Annotated in this window: 8 protein-coding genes and 1 tRNA gene; all 9 read left to right on the plus strand. The window is 57.0% G+C overall.

Going from position 1 to position 7,298, the window contains the following annotated elements; translation table 11 throughout:
• Window positions 1–180 precede the first annotated feature (180 nt).
• Complete coding sequence (locus Q0Z94_RS05760; RefSeq protein WP_298068068.1) at window positions 181–720, plus strand: hypothetical protein; 540 nt, start codon at window positions 181–183, stop codon at window positions 718–720.
• Between the two features lie 8 nt (window positions 721–728).
• A complete protein-coding gene (gene coaBC / locus Q0Z94_RS05765; RefSeq protein WP_298068069.1) occupies window positions 729–1,955 on the plus strand; it encodes a bifunctional phosphopantothenoylcysteine decarboxylase/phosphopantothenate--cysteine ligase CoaBC in 1,227 nt (408 codons plus the stop codon).
• A complete protein-coding gene (locus tag Q0Z94_RS05770; protein ID WP_298068070.1) occupies window positions 1,952–2,752 on the plus strand; it encodes a hypothetical protein in 801 nt (266 codons plus the stop codon). The genes coaBC and Q0Z94_RS05770 overlap by 4 nt, the downstream gene beginning before the upstream one ends.
• 79 nt (window positions 2,753–2,831) lie before the next feature.
• Window positions 2,832–3,245: a YdeI/OmpD-associated family protein gene (locus Q0Z94_RS05775; protein WP_298068071.1), complete on the plus strand. Its 414-nt coding sequence runs from the start codon at window positions 2,832–2,834 to the stop codon at window positions 3,243–3,245.
• A 646-nt stretch (window positions 3,246–3,891) separates the two neighbouring features.
• Window positions 3,892–4,200: a 50S ribosomal protein L21 gene (gene rplU, locus Q0Z94_RS05780; RefSeq protein WP_298068072.1), complete on the plus strand. Its 309-nt coding sequence runs from the start codon at window positions 3,892–3,894 to the stop codon at window positions 4,198–4,200.
• Between the two features lie 29 nt (window positions 4,201–4,229).
• A complete protein-coding gene (gene rpmA, locus Q0Z94_RS05785; protein ID WP_298068073.1) occupies window positions 4,230–4,505 on the plus strand; it encodes a 50S ribosomal protein L27 in 276 nt (91 codons plus the stop codon).
• A gap of 122 nt (window positions 4,506–4,627) precedes the next feature.
• A complete protein-coding gene (obgE, locus tag Q0Z94_RS05790) occupies window positions 4,628–5,731 on the plus strand; it encodes a GTPase ObgE (protein ID WP_298068074.1) in 1,104 nt (367 codons plus the stop codon).
• Entirely contained in the window at window positions 5,716–6,873 is a 1,158-nt protein-coding gene (gene proB / locus Q0Z94_RS05795) for a glutamate 5-kinase (protein ID WP_298068075.1), read from the plus strand. Before obgE ends, proB begins: the two co-directional genes overlap by 16 nt.
• A 175-nt stretch (window positions 6,874–7,048) precedes the next feature.
• Window positions 7,049–7,133: transfer RNA gene (locus tag Q0Z94_RS05800), tRNA-Leu, on the plus strand.
• Window positions 7,134–7,298: the final 165 nt, after the last annotated feature.

The following is a 7,298-nucleotide window of genomic DNA, read 5'->3' on the forward strand; positions in this document are numbered from 1 at the left end:
GGCGGCCAGCAGGCAGGAGCAGGTTTGCATTTGAGTTGCGGATGGCTGTGGCTCGGACTGCGTCTGTTTTCTGCGGTGGATATCTGTTTGCACATACTTGTTTTTTGACGTATCCTTTATCTGTATTGGCAGGGCGGTGAGGCCGCTTCTTAATATGTCCGCTTTTCTCTGGAGGTCGCTATGAAAATACGCGCGATAGTTATCGGTGTGGCCGCAGCCTTCCTGCTTTCGGGCTGCTCTTCCATGCCTTCCATTTCCAACCCTTTTGAACAGCCCAGCGTCAGCGAGACCTATATTTCCCAGTTCCGCGACGTTCCCATCCCCGCACCCATGACGAGTACACCTTCCGAGACGCTGGTTACGGTGGCTCCGGATGGCAGCAAGTTCGGACTGGAATCCTTTTCCGGACGGGTGGAGCTTACGACGCTGGCCAACGTTATGATGCAGAACATGGCGCGTCAGGGCTGGAAGCTGCGTGGTTCCAGCGTGGGTGTGCGTTCTGTCCAGCTCTATGAAAAGGCCCCGCACTACGCGGCGCTGTTCTTCCGCGAAAACGTCATGAATACGACGATGGACGTGTGGGTCATTAACGGCGTGAATGTGGACATCCTCTCTCTGGGTTACGACGCTTCCGGCAGTATGGACAGCGGCATGGGAACGGGCACCGGAGGTTTCTCCTCCGCACCTTCTTCTTCACAGGTGACGCAGCTTTCCGAATAGGAGGCGTCATGGAAAAGCATCTGCTTTTCAAGCTGTTCTCCGGGAAAAGACTGCATCTGGGCGTGTGCGGTTCGGTGGCCGCCTTCCGTGCAGCCGAACTGGTTCACCGTTGGCAGGACACGGGCGCGGATGTCAGTGCCACGCTGACGGCTGCGGCCCGGCGTTTCGTCACGCCGCTGACCTTTCAGGCACTTGGGGCTCAACCCGTTTATGGAGACATGTTTGACGGGCAGGAACCCTTTGAGCATCTGGAGCCTGGACAGACGGCACATGCCATGGTCATCGCTCCGGCCACGGCGGATATGCTGGCACGGCTGGCGCAGGGGCGTGCCGACGATATGCTTTCTGCTCAGGCTCTGGCCTTTGACGGGCCTGTGGTCGTGGCACCGGCCATGAATCCGCGCATGTGGCAGAACCCGGCCACCCAAAGCAACGTTGATATTCTCAGGGAGCGCGGTTTCCTCTTCGCCGGGCCGGAAAGCGGCAAAGTAGCCTGCAGTGACGAAGGGCAGGGACGCCTTGCCGACCTGCGCATGATTTACCTTGCCGGTCTCAAGGCGCTCACGCCTCAGGATATGGAAGGCCAGTCCGTCCTGATCACCCTTGGTCCCACGCGGGAAGTCTGGGACGATGTGCGCTTCTGGACGAACGCCTCCACGGGAACGATGGGGGCGTCCATCGCCGTTGCTGCATGGTTACGCGGGGCGGAAGTGTATGCGGTATGCGGACCCGTGGAGCTTTGGCTGCCGGAGGATCCGCTTTTTCACAGATACGATGTCGTGAGTGCCGTGCAGATGCTGGATGCGGCACAGCGTCTGTGGGGACGGGCAACTGCCGGTGTATTCACGGCGGCGGTAGCGGATTTCCGTCCTGAACCGCACGGGCCGGGCAAGTTCAAGAAGGACAGGGCGGAAGAAGGTTTTTCCCTGCGCTTCCTGCCCAATGCCGACATTCTTCGTACCCTTGCCGAAGAACGCTCCGAGGGGCAGATTGTCGTGGGGTTTGCCGCCGAGAGTGTGCCTGACATGGACGCTCTGGCCGCGGCCGTCCACTGCAAACTGTCGTATAAGGGCGCTGACATTATCGTGGGGAACCGCATCTCTGATGGCTTCGCCCGCGCGTCCAACCGTGTCTTTGTGGCAGATACACAGGGCCGGGAGGAATTCTGGCCGGATATGCCCAAGCCGCACGCAGCCTGGAAAATTCTCGATTGGATACGTTCGCTGGAAGTATGAACGGATACGCACCCATTCTTCGTCCCTGGCTCAAAGCGGGACTCTCGGCGCTACTCCTTGAGAGCGAAGAGCGCGTGAAAACGCTGCTTGCCATGTCGCGCGATGAAGATGAGGGCAAGGCCGCAGCGGACGGCCGGACTCCTGAGCCGGAGCCTTATGCTGTCCGCCGGGAACGGACAGCAGCGCCCTCCGTGGCACAGTTTTCCCGCGGAAGCGCTTCTTTGAAAACCCTGCCCCCCTTCAAAACGCAGCCAGCGTCCATTGCTTCTGTTCCACAGGGGGCGGAACGTTCTCCTTCACTTGAGAACGCAGCTCCGCCCGGTGTCCTTCCTGAAACGGACTGGCCCGCCCCGTGGCAGGCACTCAAGAAGCGACGTCCTTTGCCGCCTTCGCCGCTGGTTTTGTGGACCTACGATGGATTAGGGGAAGACCTCATGGGAACAGCCGACCCCGACAGGCAGCAGGCCATAGTCCGCATGATTCTTGCTCTGAAGCATCCCGGAGGAACCCATGTCTTCTGGCCCTATGCTCTGCCGGGAGTGGTGATGAGCACTCTGCCTTCGCTGTTCTGGTCCGGCGTGGAACGGCTCGACCCTCGGGTATTGCTGATCTTTGGCTCTGATGCACGTGATGCCCTGTCCCTGCCCCATTCTCTGCAGAGCTTTTGTCAGGAACGCGTGTATGGAAGACTGGTGATACAGCTTCCCGATCCCAAAAATTTCTCGGGGGACTCAGCCGCCTTCGCCCGCGTTCTGGCTTTTCTTGCCCACAGCCTGCGCTTCTGCTCTCGCCGTTGACTCAGCAGGCCGAAATGCACACAAGCATGGAACCTGCCAATGTCTTGAACGCAAGAAACCGCGCCATGGAAGAGGCGCTGTGTTTCGGCTGGATAGACAGCACGACGAAGAGAGTTTGGGCTGTCACGGCGCAAAAGTTTGCCTCCAGACGGAGGGGCACAGCCTGTGGTCTGAACTCAATAAGGAGCGTTGCCGCAGACTGGAAAACCTTGGACGTATGACTGCGGTCGGAAGAGCCGTGCTTCCCGATCTGTCGCCTGCCGGTTTTGTGGTCGATCCCGAAGCGCTGAACGCTCTGCGGGCGGAACGCGCGGTCTGGGAAACATTCATGTCCTTTTCGCCTCTGTACCAGCGGGTGCGCATAGACACGATGCAGAGAAAGAAAAAATGGCCAGAGGTCTTTCGGCGCAGGCTGGCCAAATTGATCGAAAACACGAGGAATGGTGTCATGTATGGCGACTGGAACGATAATGGTCGTTTGCTGGGCTATTGATTTCCTTGATGCGTTCCCTGAGAAGATTTCAGATGTGTTCAAAACTAGGAATTTTCTCTTGTAATGGATAATGGACATGAGTATCATAAAATAAAGTTAGATTTAAAATGCCAAATTTAAAAATGGTTAATGATAATTTTAAGTGATATGTTTTTATGATATTCAATAAAACAATATAAACAATATCGTTTTGGCATTTATTCGTAGAAGCGTTGTTATCATTACTTTAAAATTTCAAATAAGGGGCAATTTGTAACGCGAGATGTCAGCGTACGTCCTCTTTTGGGGCAGAAGTGCAAGTTTGCGGTGACGAACTCTCGTGTAAAAGCCCGTAGTGACATTTTCAGCCGCCAGGAGGAGAGAATGCTATCCCTCGTGAATGGGCATTTTTCAAGGCGGGAAAAGGACTTGCCATCGTTGAAAAAAACAGTTATAAACGCCCCTCAGATGTCCGTTCAGGGCATCCGCTAAGACACTTCCCTGTATGGAAAAGCCGTCTTTCTCTTTGGGAGAGGCGCACCTGCACCGATAAGCGGGAACAGGTCGACATGCCTGCAAGCAGCATTCAGGAAGTGTGGTATCATTGGTTCCACCGCACCTGTATGTGATGCAGGCTTCATGTTTGTCTCGTTTTCGGAGGTTTTTAATGTACGCAATTGTTGAAGTGCTCGGCAAGCAGTACCGCGTTCAGGAAGGCAGCAAGGTCGTTGTCGATCTCATGGATGCGGAAAAGGACAGCGAGGTTTCTCTTGACCGTGTGCTCCTGCTCGGCGGTGAAAACACCAGGATCGGCACCCCCGTTGTGGAAGGCGCCAAGGTGACCGCAAAGGTCGTGGATCACATCCTCGGCGACAAGGTCGTGGTGTTCAAGCACAAGCGCCGCAAGGCCGAGCGCCGTACACAGGGCCATCGCCAGAATTATACCGTTCTCACCGTTACCGGTATTGTTGCCTGACGGCGTACCATTTTTTAAGGAGTTTCATCATGGCACACAAAAAAGCAGGCGGCAGCTCCCGCAACGGTCGCGACAGTGAAGGCCAGCGCAGAGGCGTAAAGCGCTACGGCGGACAGCAGGTTCTTGCCGGCAATATCATCATCCGTCAGCTCGGCACCGTCGTCTATCCTGGCGCCAACGTGGGCATGGGCCGCGACTACACCCTCTTTGCCAAGTGCGACGGCATCGTGAAGTTCGAAAAGTTTTTCCGCAAACGCCGTGTGCATAAGCGCGTGAGCATCGTTCCCGCGGAAGCCGCAGCATAGCTTCTGGCAGTTTTTGACCGTAAAGGCGGGGAGGGCTTCGGCTCTTCTCGCTTTTTCGTCTTTTCTGGACCTGCTCCAGGGCGCTCGTCCATAAGCGTTTTATCAAAAAACAAGGAATCATCATGAGATTTGTGGATGAAGCCATCATTCAGGTTAAGGCCGGCAAGGGCGGAAATGGCTGTGTGTCGTTTCGCCGGGAAAAATTTGTGCCCCGCGGCGGACCTGACGGCGGCAACGGCGGCGATGGCGGCAGCGTTTACGCCCGTGCCTCAACGCGTCTGTACAGCCTGTACGATTTTCGCCTCAAGCGCATCTACGAGGCCAGAAACGGTCAAGGCGGCATGGGCAGCCAGTGCGACGGGCACAAGGGTGAGGATCTTATCATTGACCTGCCAGCAGGAACGCAGCTCTATGAGCGCACGGGGCAGGGGGAAACCCTGTTTGCCGATGTTTCCGACCCCGGCAGTCTGGTATTGCTGGCGGCTGGAGGGCGAGGCGGCAAGGGCAACGAACATTTCAAATCAGCTACCATGCGCGCCCCCCACTTTGCACAGAGCGGAGATCCCGGCGAAGAGCGCAGCTTCCGTCTGGAATTGAAGATCCTCGCCGATGCCGGACTTCTCGGTCTTCCAAATGCGGGCAAGTCCACCTTTCTTTCACAGGTTTCTGCAGCGCGGCCCAAGATTGCGGATTATCCGTTTACCACGCTCACTCCCAATCTCGGGGTACTCATAGACGACGGCGATCCCGATCGCCGCATGGTTATCGCCGACATTCCCGGGCTTATCGAGGGCGCGCACACCGGACAGGGCCTTGGCGATCGCTTTCTGCGTCATGTTGAACGCACACGCTTCCTTGTCCACATCCTCAGTGTGGAAGATGTGAATCTGGACTCGGACGCTCCTTGGGCCGGCTTTGAACTTATTAATGACGAACTTGAGCAGTTTGACCCACAGCTCGCCGGCCGCCGGCAGATGGAAGTGGTCAACAAGATCGACCTCTGTACGCCGGAGCAGCTCGAAGCGCTTCGGGCGCGGGCTTGCGCCGACGGAAGGGAGATTTCCTTCATTTCCGCACGGGACGGCGTCGGTGTGGAGGAGCTGGTGGAACGCATGTGGCGGCTTTACGGTGAGCTGGACAGAAATGAACCTCTGGTGCGGTATCGAGAAGAAACCGTTGTCGATGAACAGTTCCCCGATATCGAAGTGGTATGGACGCACGAATGATGGATGAACGACAGCAGGCGCTGGCTTCGGCGCATACGCTGGTGGTCAAGGTGGGGAGCGCGGTATTGGCTTCGGCTCACGGGATGCGCCTTTCCGTGCTGTTCAATCTGGTGGAGCAGATCGCCCGACTGGTGCTGGCAGGCCGCCGCGTCTGCCTGGTAAGCTCCGGAGCCGTGGCCGCAGGTCGTACGGTCATGGTCGGACGCGACTGCCACGCAGAAGGGCTCTCCGGGCGTCAGGCACTGGCCGCCATCGGACAGGGGCGTCTCATGCGCGAATATGAACACGCCTTTGCGGCCCACGGGCTGGTCTGCGCCCAGGTTCTCCTCACGCGGGACGACTTCCGCAGCCGTACCCGCTTTCTCAACGCCCGTAATACGTTTATGAAGCTGCTGGACTGGGGGGTTGTGCCCATCGTTAACGAGAACGACACCGTGACCGTACAGGAGCTGAAGTTTGGCGACAACGACCAGCTCGCCAGTCTGCTGCTCAACCTGCTGGAAGGAGACTTGTATGTCAACCTTACCAGCGCCGGCGGAGTCCTGGCAGTCAATCCCGAAAAGGCCGCACCCGGCGAAACGCCCAAGATTCTGGAGACGATCGAGAATATCAGTGCGCTGGATATCGATGCGCTTTGCGGCGGAAAGACCAGTGTGGGCACGGGCGGAATGCAGTCCAAACTTCTGGCCGCCCGCCGTGCCGCGCAGCTCGGCGTCCCTACACTGATTCTGCCTGGCCGCAGCGTGGATATTCTCGACCGTGCTTTCACGGGGGAGAAGGTCGGTACATGGGTGCGGCCTTTGGAACAGACCGTGTCCCGCCGCAAGTACTGGGTGGCCTACCAGTCCGAGCCTCAGGGCACACTTCAGGTGGACGCAGGCGCAGCGCGGGCTTTGGAGGAAAAGGGCGGCAGCCTTCTGTCGGGCGGCATCGTAAGCGTGAGCGGACAGTTTGAGTCCGGTGCCCTGGTGCGCATCATGGAGGGCGAACGGCAGCTCGGAGTGGGCCTTTCCAACTATTCTTCGGAGGACGTTGAACGCATCCGCGGGCTGAAAAGTGCAGCCGCGGCCGCTGTCCTTGGGGATGCCCACTATTCTGAAGTCATCCACCGCGACAATCTCCTGCTCAACGCCGCTATTTAGGAGGGCAGCAAAGAAAAGGTATGACTTTGGCCGTTGTCTGTGGCTAAGACTTTGACCTTTCCCTGAAAAGGAGCAACGGAATGAACGTGTTTCTTCGGGGCGCAGCCTGTTTTTTCCTGGAAAGGTAAAGAAAACACTTGCCAGAGTCAGCTGTTCCCTGTAAATCAATTTGCGTGCCCAGATGGTGGAATTGGTAGACACGCTATCTTGAGGTGGTAGTGCCAACTGGCGTGGGAGTTCGAGTCTCCCTCTGGGCACCACCCAACAGCCCAAAATGGTTCATAGAAGGCTGAAATCACTAAGAAAAATGTGGTTTCGGCCTTCTTCTTTTGTCCAGTAAAAAACAAATGAGACACTGACTTTTATAATGACAAATGTTTGAGATTATGCTATCCTTCAAAAAAAAACGGAGGGTACCGAGATGC

The sequence above is a fragment of the uncultured Mailhella sp. genome, assembly GCF_947631555.1.
GTDB lineage: Bacteria > Desulfobacterota > Desulfovibrionia > Desulfovibrionales > Desulfovibrionaceae > Mailhella.